Raw genomic sequence first — 13842 nt, 5'->3', positions numbered from 1 at the left:
AGCCACCGGCGTCCCCCGGGTCAACGCTCGACCCGGGTGCGGACGGGGCGCTCAGGACACGACCAGGCGATCGATGACGCGGTAGAGCTGGTTCAGATTCCGGCACTCCTCGACCACGTCGCAAAACGGCATGTAGCGGTCCATCTCGCTGTCGCCGAAGCCCCAGGTCGTCTTGCTCTCGGGATTGAGCCAGATCACCTGCTTCGCCTTGCGCTGGATGTCCCGCAGCACCCACTCGTGCGGCAGGTTGTAGTTGTTGCGCGCGTCGCCGAGGACGATGAAGGTCGTGCGCCGGTTGATCGCCGCCAGGTGATCGCGGTGGAAGCTCTTGAAGGCGCGGCCGAAGTCGGAGTGCGCGAACACGTTGATCACGTCGCCGCGCAGCGAGAGGTCGATCGCCTGGTTGATGTCGTGCTCCTCGAAGAGCTTCGTCACCTCGCCGACGTCGGCGACGAAGATGAAGCTTCGCACCTTCGAGTACAGGTCCTGCAGCGAGTAGACGAACTGCAGCATGAAGCGCGACACGTTGCGCACCGAGTCCGAGACGTCGCACATGACGACGATCTGCGGACGGTTCTTCTTGCGGCGATCGAAGTGCACGTCGAACGGCACGCCGCCGTACTGCGTGTTGTGCCGCAGCGTGCGCTGCAGATCGAACTTGCCGCGCTTCGCCTGCTGACGCTTGATCGAGACGACGTGCTTGAGGCGCTGCGCGAGCCGCGTCACCGCCTCCTTCATCCGGCGGATCTCGTCCTCGGTGAGATAGTAGAAGCTCTTCTCGGCGAGCGTCTGGAGCCCCGTGGGATCGCGCGGCTTCGGCTTCTCGCGCGCCACCTCGAGACGCGCGGCGCGCTTGATCAGATCGGCGAGGTCCGCGAGGCGACGCTTGATGAGCTCGCGCAGCTTGGCTGCGGTCTCGCCGTCGACGCCGAGCTCCTCGAGCTGCTCCGACAGCCCTTCGAGCTCGCGCATGACCTCGCCCAGGCGAAGCTGCTCGCCGAGCGCGTGGCCGATCTGCCCTTCCTGCCTGCTGCGCTCGCCCGAGCTCGAGCGCACGCTCTCCGCCGCCTCGCGCATCCTGCGCTCGAGCGTCCCGTCGTCGTGACGCAGCAGCGCCTTGGCGAGCTCCGAGAGCTCCTGCCCCTGCTCTTGACGCTTGCGCAGCAGCTCCTCGAGCTGCTCGAGCAGTTTCTGGTAGTCGGCGAGCGAGCCGGCGACGGCCGCGGCCGTCTGCTCGGTGCTCTCGCGGATCGCCTCGCCGAGCGCCGAGAAGTAGAGGTCGAAGAGCTCCTCGAAGGTTGGCAGATCGGTCGCGCGCTTGACCATCGTCGCGCGCAGGACGTCCTTGACGACCTCGCGCGTCGCGACGCCCGTGCCCTCGAGGGCGTTCAGCGCGTCGAGCGATTCCGCGGGGGAGATCCGGAGCCCGTGGCGCCGAAGAAGCCCCGCGAACTCGATGATCTTCGCTTCCACGGAGGAGGCCTACACCGTCGTCAGTGCAGGACGTCCTTGTCCGCGGGGTCGGGCTGCCCCTCGGTCCGGGCGCGCGCCTTCTGGCGGGCCATGTACTCGCGCAGCTCGGTCTGCGCCTTTCGCACGTCGCCCTCGTACTTGAAGATCGTGGTCAGCGTGTCGTTGACCAGCTCCTCGCCGAGCGTCTCGACGTTGAGCAGAGCGAGCGCCCGCGCCCAGTCGAGCGTCTCGCTGATGCTCGGCGACTTCTTGAGGTCGAGCTTGCGCACCGCCTGCACGACCGCGACGACGTCCGCCGCGAGCGCCTCCGAGACCTCCGGAACCTTGAGCTTGATGATCTCGAGCTCCTGCTGCTGCGACGGGTAGTCGATGAAGAGGTGCAGGCAGCGGCGCTTGAGCGCGTCGGAGACCTCGCGGCTGTTGTTGCTGGTCAGCACGACGAGCGGCACTTGACGCGCCGTGATCGTGCCGAGCTCGGGAACGCTGACCTGGAAATCGCTCAGGATCTCGAGCAGGAAGGCCTCGAACTCGGCGTCCGACTTGTCGATCTCGTCGACCAGCAGGACGACCGGCTTCTCCGACGTGATCGCGCGCAGCAGCGGACGCGGCAGGATGAACCTCTCCGAGAAGAAAACGCCGTCCTGCGCCGAGATGCGCTCGACCGCTTCCTTGAGCGTCGTCGTGCCGGCGAGCACCTCCCCGATCTTGTCCTTCAGGATCTGGGTGTAGAGCAGCTGCTTGCCGTACTCCCACTCGTACAGCGCCTTGGCCTCGTCGAGGCCCTCGTAGCACTGCAGGCGGATCAGCTCGTGGCCGAGGCAGCGCGCCGCGACCTTGGCGAGCTCGGTCTTGCCAACGCCAGCCGGCCCTTCGACCAGGATCGGCTTGCGCATCTGGGTGGCGAGGTACACCACGGTCGCGATCGTGCGACTGCAGATGTACTTCTCGGCAGCGAATCGTTGGACGACGTCGTCGATGCTCGAAAACATGGGCGAGAGTCGGGGCGGGCCCGGATGAGTCCGGGTAACACAGCCGCCCTGCCATGGAAACTCTGAATCGAGGCGCGCGACTCCAGGCCCGTGGAAGCTTGGTCCGCGCACCGCGCCGAGACCCGTCGGGTCGCCGGCCGCCTGCCCTGCACGCTCCCCCGCGCTCGCCACGTACCCGCGACGCTTGCGCCAGCGGCCCAGGCGACTATGACGCCTGCCATGTGCACGCTCGCCGTGATGACGCGCGTCCTGCCGGGGCTGCCGCTCGTCGTGGCGGCGAACCGCGACGAGTTCTACGCCCGGCCCGCCGAGCGCCCCACCCTGCTCGCGTCCGAGCCGACGGTGATCGGCGGACGTGACCTGGTGGCCGGCGGCTCGTGGCTCGCGGTGAGCTCGCGCGAGATGGTGGTCGGGGTGCTGAACCGCCGGTCGACGCAGCCGCCCGACCCGACCCGCAAGTCGCGCGGCGAGCTCTGCGTCACGCTCGCCCGCGCCGAGTCGGTCGAGGCCGCGGCGGCGCTGCTGCGCGAAGTGCCGCCCGACGCGCACAACCCGTTCAACATCCTCGTCGCCGACCGCTCGAGCGCGATCGTCGCGCAGAACCGCAGCGAGGGAGTCGTGGTGGAGGAGCTGCCGCCCGGCACGCACCTGCTCAGCAACCTCGACCTGAACGACGGCACCTGCCCGCGCATCTCGCGCTCGGCGCAGCGCTTCCAGGCGCTCGCGACGCGCTTCATCGAGACGCGCGATCGGAGCGCGCTCGTCGCCGGGCTGCACGAGGTGCTGGGCGACCATCTGACCGCGCTCGACGACCGCGCGCCGACCGATCAGCTCTGCATCCACACCGACGCCTTCGGCACGCGCTCGTCGAGCATCCTGCTCGCCGACGACCGCGGCGGGTTCCGCTTCCTGCACTCCTCGCGCGCGCCGTGTCAGGGGAGCTACCGCCGCGTGCCACTCCCCTGGCAGGAGGAGCAGACGGCGGCCGCTCACTCGGCGTAGAGGACTTCGCGCGAGAACGTGTGGAGCGCGGAGCGCCGCCAGGCCTCCGCGGCGTCGACCGCCCAGAGGTCGAGCGGGTTGTAGTCGTCGCTCAGGACGATCGCGTCGCCGGTGACGTCGAGCGGCGGCTGGACGCGCACCTGCTCCTCGAGCCACGGCGGCACCGGGAACGGACGCGGCCCGCCGCGCAGCTCGATCGGCTCGCGCGCCGCGAGCACGATGTTGTTGCCGTAGTCGCCCGGCGGGTAGCTCGGGTAGACGACGACGTGCGGGAAGCGCGTCTCGAGCGTCCGCACCACCGAGCGCAGCGGGCGCGCGCGCTCGCCCTCGCGGTAGCCGAGGTAGTTCAGCACCACGACGCCGCGCTTGGCGAGCCGCTCGTCGAGCAGCGCCACCATCTCGCGGGTCAGCAGGTGCACCGGCAGCACCTCGCCCGCGAACGCGTCGAGGATGATGTAGTCGTAGCGGTCGTCCGTGCTGGCCAGGAACTGCCGACCGTCGGCGATCGCGACCGGCGTCCGCCGCGGATCGAACGCGAAGTACTCGCGCGCCACGTCGACGATCTTCGGGTCGATCTCGACGATCTGGCACTTGACGCCGAGCGCGTTGAACAGCGGCACCAGCACGCCGCCCCCGAGCCCGACGATCAGCGCGCGCCGTCCGTGCGGACGCGCGCGCCACGCGAGCTCGGTGAGGATCGGCGCGTACGCCGTGATCGCGACGTTGGTGCCGGCGATCGTCTGCGTCTGGATCGTGCCGTTGACGAGCATCGTGCGCGCGCCGCCGGAGTCGAGCACCTTGAGCTGCCCGAAGTGCGACTCCTCGACGTGCCGGATGCCCTCCGCCGTCGCGGTCGGGCTCGCGGCGACGAGGCCGCACGCCGCCAGCACCAGCGCGAGCATCGCGAGGTGCCGCCGCGCCGCCAGGGCCTGGTAGGCGACCGCCGGCACCACCAGGAAGAGCGCCGAGCCCAGGAACACCGAGCGTAGCCGGAAGCTCGGGATCAGGTAGAAGCCCGCGAGCAGCGTGCCGATCAGGCTGCCCGCGGTCGACAGCGCGTAGAGGCGTCCCGCGGTGCGGCCGAGGTCGGTCAGCACGTGCGTCGCGAGGCGCACCGCATACGGCGAGATCATGCCGAGCAGCGTCAGCGGAGCGCCGAGAAAGAGCACCGCCGCGCCGAGCGCGCCGCCGCGCAGACCGAGGGGCTGCGTAAAGTCCAAAATCGGCTCGCGCAGGAGCGGCAGCAGCACGATCAGCAGCGCGGCGAGCTCGAAGACCAGGAAGTACGTCGACGCCCGCGGGTAACGATCGGCGACCCGGCCGCCGATCCAGTAGCCGACCGACAGCGCGAGCAGCGTGACCGCGATGGTCGCCGACCACACGTGCAAACTCGTCCCGTAGACCGGGGCGATGAGCCGCGTGCACAGCACCTCGACGATCATCACCACGGCGCCGGAGACGAACACGCTGATGGGCAGGAGAACCCGAAGCAGCCGGTCGTCCCCCGGGAAGGAGTTGTCGCTCGCTGGTGGCATGGAACGGGTGATCCGGAGGAGCGCTCGTTATTGCCCGCGCGCGTCGGAGCGCGCAAGCCGCATCACGCGACTCAGCGACGCTTGATGCGCTGCAAGACCCGCTGCGTCGCGCCGGCGCGCGCCGCGACCATGAAGTCACGCGTCGGCGCGCCGTGCAGCAGCGCCGAGAGATCGACCGGCTGTCCGGTGCGCAGGTAGACGAGCTCTCCGCCCACGGCGTCGAGCAGCGCCTTGCCGGCCGCCACGTCCCAGACCCGCACGCGGCCGATGATCGCCGCCTCCGCGGCGCCGCGCGCGACCAGGCTCAGGTGGTACGCGGTCGAGCCGAGCGCGCGCACCTTGCCGCGCAGACGCAGCAGCGGACGCCGGTGGAACTCCGAGTACGCGAGCACGAAGCCCGTGTGCTGCGGCTCGACGCCACCCGGCGGCACCTCGACGCCGTTCCAGCGCAGCGTGCCGCCGTACGCGAGGTAGAGGTCGTCGAACGCCGGCAGGTAGACCACGCCCGCGACCGGGACGCCGCGATGGAGCAAGCCGAGCGAGACCGACCAGGTGGGCAGCCCCGCGACGTAGGCCTCGGTGCCGTCGATCGGGTCGACCGCGAGCGCCCAGCCCTCGGCCGCGTTCCCGGTCGGCGCGAGCTCCTCGCCGATCACCGCGAGGTCGGGCGCGACGCTGCCCATCTCGCTGCGGATCCAGCGCTCGATCTCGCGATCGGCCTCGGTGACGAGCGTGCCCGCGGCGCTGCGCTCCGCGGAAGCGCGGCGGAACTGCGTGAGACCGATGGCTCCGGCGCGGCGCGCGAGACGGGTCAGCGTGCGGGCGTCGAGCGGCGGCCGCGGCGGCGCTTCGCTCTTCGGCGTGCCCTCGGGCTCGCGTCGCAGCGCGCGACCGAGCGCCGCCGCGCGGCCGAGCGTCGCGAGCAGCCCGCGCCCGCGCCGTTCGCGACCGGCCGCCGTGCTGCGGCCTTCGCGACGGCCGGAGCCACGCTCACTCGTCATCGAGAGCCCCGCGCTCGAGCGCCCGCTGCGTGAACTCGTCCTCGGAGAGCCCCTGGTCGTAGCGGACGTCGAGCACCTCGACGAGCGTCCGGCTGCCAGCCGCGGGCTGGAGCATCTCCAGCCGGAACGCGGTCGGGATGCCGTTCACGTCGCGGATGTCGTCGAGGTGCAGCAGCTTCTTCGGCGCGCTCCCCTGCCCCGCCCAGAACTCCATGCGGCGCAGAACCTTGTCCGGCGTGGTGATCGCAAGCCGGATCCGCCGGTAGCCGACGTCCTTCTTCTTCGGCTCGAGCTCGATGATCGCCGCGTCGCGACCCTCGATCTGCTCGTTGCCGACGAGACGCGAGGTGGCCTCGGCCTCGGTCCACTCGAAGACGTCGGTCAGCAGCTCGAGGTCGCGGTAGCTGAAGTCGGTCCCGACGAAGCTCTCGTTCTTCGACTGCGCGGAGATCTGACGCACGCGGTTCAGCGCCGGCAGCCAGAGCCACTGCTCGGCGTCGCGGTCCTTGTGCGCGAACTGCAGGAACGAGGTGCCGCGTACCTCGGGCGGCGCGAAGAACACGGTGATCGTCTTGTCCTCGCCGCCGTCGCGCTTGAGCGTCTTCATGCGCAGCTCGCGCTGACGCTCGGTGCCGCGTCCGTCGACGATCAGGAGCTTCAGGCGCTGGGTGCGGTCGGTCCAGCGCCGGGTGGTGTCGTCGAGGTGGTTGATCTCGTCGAGCAGCGCCCGCGCCGGGTTCGCCGACGGGCTCGGGCTCGCGCCGAGCGCCGCGTCGAGGGCGCCTGCGCCGGGCGTGTCGGCGGGCTCCTGCGCGGCGGCCGCGCGCGTCAGCAAGAGGAGCGCGCCGGCGAGGAGAACGAGGAGCTTGGCGGAGGTCCCGCTCGGGGTGGTCGCGTTGGTCGAGCGCGTCATCCGAAGCAGCCTAGCAGAGAAGATGCGTCGCTCGGAGCGTCGACTTCACGTGGGTCGCGTCTGGTACCAGCGCAGCCCGCGCCCGACGTACTGCACGCCGGCGATCGCCGTGGCTCCCGCAGCCGCGATGAAGATCGCCTCGGTCGGGATCGCGCCCCGCACCTCGGGGTACGTGAGCACGAGCAGCACCCCGGCGAGACCGGTCAGGGTCAGGAAGGTCGCGAGCTTGCCGACCAGGGTCGGGCGCACCTCGAGCCGCTCCCCGGTGAGGAAGAACAGGATCGCGTAGCCCGTCAAGCATGCGATGTCGCGCGTCAGGATGATGGTCAGCGCCCAGCGCGGGATCATCCCCATCCAGGTGAGCTTGATCAGCAGGCTCAGCACGAGCCCCTTGTCGGCCAGCGGGTCGAGGTAGGAGCCGAGATCGGTGCGCGTGTTGGTCATGCGCGCGATCCCGCCGTCGAGACCGTCGGTGATCCCGGCCGCGACGAACAGCGCGAACGCGAGCCCGTAGCTCCCCTCGTCGAGCGAGATCAGGATCGCCGGGATCGCGACGATGCGCAGCAGGGTCAGGGTGTTCGGAATGTTGAGCATCGCTGGCTGGGGCCCCGCGCTGCGTCAGGCGGGCTCGGCGAGCGCCTTGCGGATCTGCCCCGCGAGCTTCGGCGTCACGAGCGCGGTCACGAAGGTCGCGTCGCCGTCCAGGCGCGAGTCGAGCACGGCGCCGTACCGGTGCAGCCGTGCGAGCACCTCACCGCGGTCGAGCGGCACGCGGAACTCGGTCTTGGTGGTGCGCGCGTCGAGGATGCCGTCGATCTTCTCGCGCAGCTCGTCGATGCCGTCGCCGGTCGCCGCCGACACGGCGACGCCGCCCTCGCGCTGCGCCTCGAGCTCGATCGCCCGCCGCGCCTCGTCGTTCAGGCGGTCGATCTTGTTGAGCACCAGGATCACCGGCCGCTCGTCCGCCTCGATCTCCTTCAGCACGTCCTTGACCACGGCGATGTGGCGCGCGCGCGCCTCGTTCGACGCGTCGACGACGTGCAGCAGCAGGTCGGCGGTCCGCACCTCCTCGAGCGTGCTCTTGAACGCCTCGACGAGCTGGTGCGGCAGCTTGTGGATGAAGCCGACGGTGTCCGACAGCAGCGCCACCCCGCTGCGCGGCAGCTTGATGCGACGCACGGTGGGATCGAGCGTCGCGAACAGCATGTCGTCGATCAGCACGTCCGCGCCGGTGAGCCGCCGCATCAGGGTCGACTTGCCGGCGTTGGTGTAGCCGACGAGCGCGATGGTCGGGAACGGCACCTGCGCGCGCTCCTCGCGGTGCAGGCGGCGCGTGCGCGCGACCTCGACCAGACGACGGCGCAGCATCGCGATGCGGTCGCGGATCCGCCGTCGGTCGACCTCGAGCTGCGTCTCACCGGGGCCGCGCATGCCGACGCCGGCCTTGAGACGCGACAGGTGCGTCCAGTGGCCGGTGAGGCGCGGCAGCAGATACTCGAGCTGCGCGAGCTCGACCTGCAGCTTGCCCTCGAGCGTGTGCGCGCGCTGCGCGAAGATGTCGAGGATGAGCTGGCTGCGGTCGAGCACCTTGACGGTCGGCTCGCCGCCCGGCCCGAGGCCGATGGCGCGCTCGAGGTTGCGCTGCTGCGCCGGCGAGAGCGGGTCGTCGAACACCACCACGCCGGCCTCGAGCTCCTGCACGAGGTTCTTGATCTCCTCGACCTTGCCCTTGCCGACGTAGGTGCGGACGTCGGGCACGGCGCGGCGCTGCCACGTCCGGCCGACGACCTCGACCCCGGCGGTGCGGCAGAGCTGCGCGAGCTCCTCGAGCGACTCCTCGACGCTCGGACCGCCGTCGTGGCGCGCGCTCGTCAGCTCGGTGCCGACCAGCAGCGCCCGCTCGTCGGCGCGCCGCACCTCGTGCGTGCGCCGACGACTCATCGCGCCCCTCCCAGGGTCACTAGATGAATCGCGCCTCCACCCCTTCGATGCGCTCGGCGAGCGCCGCGATCAGCTCGTGCGTCGTGGCGACACCGTGCTTCTCGAGCGCGATGCGGGTCTCGTACTCCTCGCGCACGACGTGCACGTACGCGGGACACGGACCCGGGTAGCGCGTCAGCGTCTGCCGCAGGCGCTCCACCGCCTCGCGCGTCACGCGGCGCGCATCGAGCGAGATCTGCAGCTCGCGGATGGCTCTCGCACGCGCCTCCTCGAGCCGCGTCAGCTCGTCGGCGATGATCTGTCGCCGCTCTTCGCTCACGTCCAGTCGTCCGCTCACGCATACCGGCTCGCTTCCGGTGATCAGCGGCTCGAACTTCCGGAAGGCGTCGGGCCACGCGATCACCTCCACGATACCGTGCTTGTCCTCGAGGAAGAAAGTCGCGTAGCGGTCGCCCTTGCGACTATTCTTCAATCGTAGACCCTGGATGACGCCGGCGAGCGTGACCTTCTGCTGGTTCGGCAGGTTGCGCAGGTCGACCGTCCGGCAGGTGACGAGCTTCGCGAGCTGGCGCTCGTAGCGGTCGAGCGGGTGCGCGGTGATGAAGAAGCCGAGCGTCTCCTTCTCGGCGGCGAGCAGCTCCTGCGGCGACCAGTTGCTGACGCGCGGGAAGTTGAAGCGCTCGGGCTCGCCGTTGCGCAGGCCGCTGAACAGGCTGTGCTGGTCGAGGTTCAGCACCGCGTTGTTCGCCCAGCGCATGACGTCGTCGAGGCCCGCGAGCAGGCTCGCGCGATCGACGCCCGACGAGTCGAAGGCGCCGCACTTGATCAGGCTCTCGAGCACGCGCCGGTTGACGTGCGCCGAGCGCACGCGGCGCACCAGGTCGTCGAGCCCGAGGAACGGCCCGTCCGCGTCGCGCGACGCGAGGATCGCCTCGATCGCCTTCGCGCCCACGCCCTTGATGGCGCCGAGCCCGAAGCGGATCTTGCCCTCGACGACCGTGAAGTCCTCGCGGCTCTCGTTGATGTCCGGCGGCAGCACCGGGATCTTCCGCTCGCGCGCCTCGGCGATGTTCTTGTGCGTGCGGTCGGCGTCGTCCATTTCGAGGGTCATCAGCGCCGCGATGAACTCCTCGGGGTAGTGCGCCTTCAGGTACGCGGTCTGGAACGACACCAGCGCGTACGCGGCCGCGTGCGACTTGTTGAAGCCATAGCCCGCGAAGGTCTCCATCTGGTCGAAGATGTCGCCCGCGAGCTTCTCGCTGATTCCGTTCTTGACCGCGCCCTCGACGAAGCGCGAGCGCTCACGCGCCATCTCCTCGGGCTTCTTCTTGCCCATGGCGCGGCGCAGGTTGTCTGCGTCGCCGAGCGAGTAGCCGGCGAGCACCTGCGCCGCCTGCATCACCTGCTCCTGGTAGACCATGATGCCGTAGGTCTCTTTCAGGATCGGCTCGAGCAGCGGGTGCAGGTAGGTGATCTCCTCCTTGCCGTGCTTGCGCAGCACGAACGAGTCGACCATGCCGGAGTCGAGCGGTCCGGGACGGAACAGCGCGTTGATCGCGACGATGTCCTCGAAGCAGGTCGGCTTGACGCGCGTCACGAGGTCGCGCATGCCGCTCGATTCCATCTGGAACACGCCGACCGTCTCGCCGCGCGACAGCAGGCGGTAGGTCTTCTTGTCGTCGAGCGGCAGCGCCGAGACGTCGACCTCGATGCCACGGTTCGCCTTGATGCGGTTCACCGTGTTCTGGATCAGCGTCAGGTTCTTGAGCCCGAGGAAGTCGAACTTGATGAGGCCGATCTTCTCGATGTCGGTGCCCGAGAACTGCGTGAGGACGTTGCCGTCCTTGTCGACGCACAGCGGCACCGACTCGACCAGCGGCTTCGACGCGATCACGATGCCGGCCGCGTGCTTCGAGTGGTGGCGCATCAAGCCTTCGAGCTTGAGCGCGTAGGCGAAGAGCTTCTGCTCGCGCTCGCCCTTGTCGCGCACCTCGCGCAGCTTGGGCTCCATCTCGAGCGCCTTCGCGAGCGCGTACTCCTTGCCTTGGCGCGGCGCCGGGTAGAGCTTCGCGAGCCGGTCGGTGTCGCCGAAGCTGAACTCGAGCACGCGGCCGACGTCCTTCAGCGCCGCCTTCCCCTTGAGCGTTCCGAAGGTGATGATCTGCGCGACGCGGTCTTCGCCGTACTTCTCGCGGACGTACTGGATCACCTCGTCGCGCCGCTCGAAGCAGAAGTCGACGTCGATGTCGGGCATCGACTTGCGCTCGGGGTTCAGGAAGCGCTCGAACAGCAGCCCGTGCGCGAGGGGATCGAGGTCGGTGATCTCCATCACCCAGGCGACGAGGCTACCCGCCGCCGAGCCGCGCCCCGGTCCGACCGGGATGCCGCGGCGCTTCGCCCAGGTGATGAAGTCCGAGACGATCAGGAAGTAGCCGGCGAAGCCCATCCGCTTGATGACGTCGAGCTCCGTCTCGAGGCGCTCGACGTAGCGCGGGACGTCGGCGTCGGTGAACTTCTTGTTCTGCGCGCGGATCGCGGCGAGACGCCGCTCGAGCCCGGCGCGCGCCGCGCGCTCGAGCGCGGCCTCGAGCGTGTCGCCCTCCTCGACCGTGTACTCCGGGAACTGGTACTGCCCGAAGCTCATCTTGAAGTCGCAGCGCTTCGCGAGGTCGACCGTGTTGTCGATCGCCTCGGGGAACTCCGCGAAGGCCGCGCGCATCTCCTCGGGGCTCTTCACGTAGAGCTGGTCGGTGCCGAACTTCCAGCGCTTCGGATCCGACAGCGTCTTGCCGGTCTGGATGCAGAGCAGGACCTCGTGCGCCTCCGCGTCGTCGCGGTGCAGGTAGTGGCAGTCGTTGGTCGCGATCAGCGGCAGGCCGAGGTGCTTGGCGAGCGCGACCAGCTCGCGGTTCGCCGCTTCCTGCTCCGGCAGGTGGTTGTCCTGGATCTCGATGTAGTAGCGGTCGCCCGAGAAGATCTGCGCGAACTCGGACGCGACCTCGCGCGCGCGCACCAGATCCGAGCGCGCGATCGCCTGGTTGATCTCGCTCGCGAGGCAGCCCGAGAGGCAGAACAGCCCCTCGTTCAGCTCGCGCAGCAGCTCCTTGTCGATGCGCGGCTTGTAGTAGAACCCTTCCTTGTAGCCGGCGGTCACCAGGCGGCAGAGGTTGCGGTAGCCCTTCTCGTTCTGCGCGAGCAGGATCAGGTGGTAGTTGCCGCCGGCTTCGGGATCGTCGGCGCGCGCCGAGCTCTTGTCGAAGCGGCTCTTCGGCGCGACGTACACCTCGCAGCCGATGATCGGCTGCACGCCGACCTCCGCGGCCTTGGTGTAGAACTGCACCGCGCCGAACATGTTGCCGTGGTCGGTCATCGCGACCGCCGGCATGCCGAGCTTGGCGATGGTCGGAAGCAGCTCGCCGATCTTGTTGGCGCCGTCGAGCAGCGAGTACTGCGTGTGCAGGTGCAGGTGCACGAAACCCATTCATCCCTCCGAAGGGGCAGCCGCCCCCTCGCCCCGCCGGGCCGATCCCGACGAGGCCCCACTCCTCGCGCTCGCCTTTCCCGGCCGCGCGCTGCGCGTGCCGAGACCCACGCGGACGCGTCTGATGCGGGCATGATACTGGGGTGCAATGGTGGGGGCAACGCAACGTAGCGTTCGGTGGGGCATTGAGCGCCGGCTCGTGTTCATCGAGTTCCGGTTGTTCTGGGAAGGCCATGTCAACCGCGGCGACCTGATGGCCGCCTTCGGGATCTCGATCAACCAGGCCTCTGCCGACCTGAACCGCTACCTCGGCATGGCGCCGGGCAACATGGTCTACGACAAGAGCGCCCGCGCCTACGTCCGGGGCGACCGCTTCCAGCCCCTGTTCCTAAAACCGGACCCGGCGAGCTACCTGTCCCAGCTGCGGTCGATCTCCGACGGCATCGCCGCGCAGGAGGAAACCTGGATCGGCCAGTTGCCGGCCTTCGACACAGTCCCCAGTCCCGTTCGCGGCATCGACGCCCACACGTTGCGCAACGTCATCGAAGCAATCCGGTACCAGGCAGGCGCTTGAGGCCGAGTACCAGTCCCTTTCCAGCCCCGCCCCCGCGCTGGCGCTGGATCGCGCCCCATGCGATCGCGTTCGACGGCTTCCGCTGGCATGCCCGGGCGTACTGCTTCACCGACGGCTGCTTCAAGGACTTCCTGCTGGCGCGCATCCTTGGCATCCGGGACAGCCGCCCCAGTGACGCGGACCCCAGCCAGGATGCCGACTGGCACACGCACATCACGCTGGAAATCGGCCCGCACCCGGGGCTGTCGGATGCGCAGAAGAAGGTCATCGCACTGGACTATGGCATGCGCAACGGCAAGGCCAGCATCACTGTCCGCAAGGCCATGCTCTACTACGCGATCAAACGTCTCGGCCTAGACGCTGACCCGTCCACCCGGAGCCCGGCGGACCAGCAGATCGTGCTGTTGAACAGGGAGGTGCTCGATGGCGTCGCCTGATGTCATCTCCCTGACCCCGCACCACGCCAAGTACTATGCCCATGACCTGACCCGTCGGGCGGCCTCGGGCATGGATCGCCTCTCGATGGCACTCTTTGATGCCTCGGTGGATCTCAACCCCCACCAGATCGAGGCGGCGCTGTTCGCGCTCCAGAACCCCCTCTCCAAGGGGGTGATCCTCGCCGACGAAGTCGGCCTCGGGAAAACCATCGAGGCCGGCATCGTACTGTGCCAGTCCTGGGCCGAGCGCCGGCGCCGGCTCCTGATCCTTTGCCCCGCGTCGCTGCGCAAGCAATGGGCGCTGGAGCTGCAGGAAAAGTTCAACCTGCCCGCGGTCGTCCTGGACGCCAGGGCATACAGGCAGGCCCGCCGGGAAGCCCGCAATCCGCTGGACCAGGGCGCCATCCTGATCCTGTCCTACAACTTCGCCCATTCGATCCGGGACGAACTGCGGGCCATCCGGTGGGACCTCGTCGTCATCGATGAGGCGCACAAG

The 13842-nt window shown here is 69.4% G+C and carries 10 protein-coding genes and 1 pseudogene; 3 read left to right on the top strand and 8 right to left on the bottom strand.

Annotated elements, in window-relative coordinates; all coding sequences use genetic code 11:
• Positions 1-51: 51 nt before the first annotated feature.
• Both VIS07_08980 and VIS07_08975 read right to left on the bottom strand, forming a co-directional pair.
• Positions 52-1473 carry a VWA domain-containing protein gene (locus VIS07_08980; GenBank protein HEY8515634.1) on the bottom strand — a complete coding sequence of 474 codons (1422 nt, stop codon included), beginning with the start codon at positions 1471-1473 and terminating at the stop codon, positions 52-54.
• Between the two features lie 20 nt (positions 1474-1493).
• Positions 1494-2462 (bottom strand): MoxR family ATPase, encoded by a 969-nt coding sequence (locus tag VIS07_08975; protein HEY8515633.1) that lies wholly within the window; start codon positions 2460-2462, stop codon positions 1494-1496.
• Positions 2463-2681: 219 nt separating this feature from the next.
• Here VIS07_08975 and VIS07_08970 point away from each other — a divergent pair, with 219 nt between their 5' ends.
• Positions 2682-3464, top strand: coding sequence for an NRDE family protein (locus tag VIS07_08970; protein HEY8515632.1), 783 nt, complete (start codon positions 2682-2684; stop codon positions 3462-3464).
• On the opposite strand, the gene VIS07_08965 is transcribed toward VIS07_08970, so the two are convergent.
• The 6 genes from VIS07_08965 to dnaE all read right to left on the bottom strand — a co-directional run bounded on the left by VIS07_08965 (position 3452) and on the right by dnaE (position 12335).
• Positions 3452-4999 carry a fused MFS/spermidine synthase gene (locus VIS07_08965; protein HEY8515631.1) on the bottom strand — a complete coding sequence of 516 codons (1548 nt, stop codon included), beginning with the start codon at positions 4997-4999 and terminating at the stop codon, positions 3452-3454. The two genes, VIS07_08970 and VIS07_08965, sit on opposite strands and share 13 nt — an antisense overlap.
• A gap of 71 nt (positions 5000-5070) precedes the next feature.
• Positions 5071-6000, bottom strand: coding sequence for an inositol monophosphatase family protein (locus VIS07_08960; protein HEY8515630.1), 930 nt, complete (start codon positions 5998-6000; stop codon positions 5071-5073).
• Positions 5990-6913, bottom strand: a complete 924-nt coding sequence (locus tag VIS07_08955) for an outer membrane lipoprotein-sorting protein (protein HEY8515629.1) — start codon at positions 6911-6913, stop codon at positions 5990-5992. Before VIS07_08955 ends, VIS07_08960 begins: the two co-directional genes overlap by 11 nt.
• A gap of 45 nt (positions 6914-6958) precedes the next feature.
• Positions 6959-7507 carry a CDP-alcohol phosphatidyltransferase family protein gene (locus tag VIS07_08950; GenBank protein ID HEY8515628.1) on the bottom strand — a complete coding sequence of 183 codons (549 nt, stop codon included), beginning with the start codon at positions 7505-7507 and terminating at the stop codon, positions 6959-6961.
• 24 nt (positions 7508-7531) lie between these two features.
• Positions 7532-8854 (bottom strand): GTPase HflX, encoded by a 1323-nt coding sequence (gene hflX, locus VIS07_08945; protein ID HEY8515627.1) that lies wholly within the window; start codon positions 8852-8854, stop codon positions 7532-7534.
• A 19-nt stretch (positions 8855-8873) separates the two neighbouring features.
• Positions 8874-12335: a DNA polymerase III subunit alpha gene (gene dnaE, locus VIS07_08940; protein ID HEY8515626.1), complete on the bottom strand. Its 3462-nt coding sequence runs from the start codon at positions 12333-12335 to the stop codon at positions 8874-8876.
• A gap of 148 nt (positions 12336-12483) precedes the next feature.
• Between dnaE and VIS07_08935 the strand changes: the two are divergent.
• A pseudogene (locus VIS07_08935) lies at positions 12484-13346 on the top strand (WYL domain-containing protein).
• On the top strand, positions 13333-13842 hold a 510-nt coding region (locus VIS07_08930; protein HEY8515625.1), incomplete at its 3' end, for an SNF2-related protein. The pseudogene VIS07_08935 and the gene VIS07_08930, both read left to right, overlap by 14 nt.

The sequence above is a fragment of the Candidatus Binatia bacterium genome, from assembly GCA_036563615.1.
Lineage (GTDB): Bacteria > Desulfobacterota > Binatia > UBA12015 > UBA12015 > DATCMB01.
Note: the sequence above shows the minus strand (reverse complement) of the source record. Positions and strands in the feature narration are given on the sequence as shown.

What these genes read in the sequence shown, in the direction of transcription:
- VIS07_08975 (HEY8515633.1), bottom strand. Translation starts at nt 2,462, where the DNA reads ATGTTTTCGAGCATCGACGACGTCGTCCAACGATTCGCTGCCGAGAAG.
- dnaE (HEY8515626.1), bottom strand. Translation starts at nt 12,335, where the DNA reads ATGGGTTTCGTGCACCTGCACCTGCACACGCAGTACTCGCTGCTCGAC.
- VIS07_08965 (HEY8515631.1), bottom strand. Translation starts at nt 4,999, where the DNA reads ATGCCACCAGCGAGCGACAACTCCTTCCCGGGGGACGACCGGCTGCTT.
- VIS07_08955 (HEY8515629.1), bottom strand. Translation starts at nt 6,913, where the DNA reads ATGACGCGCTCGACCAACGCGACCACCCCGAGCGGGACCTCCGCCAAG.
- hflX (HEY8515627.1), bottom strand. Translation starts at nt 8,854, where the DNA reads ATGAGTCGTCGGCGCACGCACGAGGTGCGGCGCGCCGACGAGCGGGCG.
- VIS07_08960 (HEY8515630.1), bottom strand. Translation starts at nt 6,000, where the DNA reads ATGACGAGTGAGCGTGGCTCCGGCCGTCGCGAAGGCCGCAGCACGGCG.
- VIS07_08970 (HEY8515632.1), top strand. Translation starts at nt 2,682, where the DNA reads ATGTGCACGCTCGCCGTGATGACGCGCGTCCTGCCGGGGCTGCCGCTC.
- VIS07_08950 (HEY8515628.1), bottom strand. Translation starts at nt 7,507, where the DNA reads ATGCTCAACATTCCGAACACCCTGACCCTGCTGCGCATCGTCGCGATC.